The organism is Arthrobacter sp. GMC3 (assembly GCF_002929305.1).
Classification (GTDB): Bacteria; Actinomycetota; Actinomycetes; order Actinomycetales; family Micrococcaceae; genus Specibacter.
The window spans coordinates 1-565 of the sequence record NZ_PJIO01000129.1 but is presented as its reverse complement, the minus strand read 5'-3'; the positions used below and the strand labels follow the sequence as shown (position 1 = coordinate 565).

The window sequence follows — 565 nt, the reverse complement described above, 5'->3', positions numbered from 1 at the left end:
GTGCCTGGGCTTCTTTCTGATCGCCGCGCTGGCCTACCGCAACGTCACCGGTGCGGTGATGATCGGCATCCTGGTGGTCACCGGCCTGTCGATCCTGCTCGGCCTGTCGCAGCTCAACGGCGTGGTGTCGATGCCGCCGTCGCTGGCGCCGACCTTCATGCAGCTGGACATCATGGGCGCGCTGGATATCGGCCTGATCAGCGTGATCTTCGCCTTTCTCTTCGTCGACCTGTTCGACACGTCCGGCACCCTGATCGGCGTGGCGCAGAAGGCCGACCTGCTGGACAAGGACGGCAAGATGCCGCGCCTAGGCCGCGCCCTGCTGGCCGACAGCACCGCGACCATGGCCGGCGCCGCCCTGGGCACCTCGACCACCACCAGCTACATCGAGTCCGCCGCCGGTACCGCTGCCGGTGGCCGCACCGGCCTGACCGCCTGCGTGGTCGCGCTGCTGTTCCTGCTCAGCCTGTTCTTCGCCCCGCTGGCCGGCGCCGTACCGGCCTATGCCACCGCACCGGCACTGCTGTTCGTCGCCGTGCTGATGATGAGCAGCCTGGCCGGCATC

1 protein-coding gene is annotated in these 565 nt (G+C 68.7%); it reads left to right on the top strand.

Annotated elements, in window-relative coordinates; all coding sequences use genetic code 11:
* Positions 1-565, top strand: a 565-nt coding sequence (locus CXQ94_RS23970; RefSeq protein WP_146070422.1) for an NCS2 family permease, incomplete at both ends; no start/stop codon positions are given.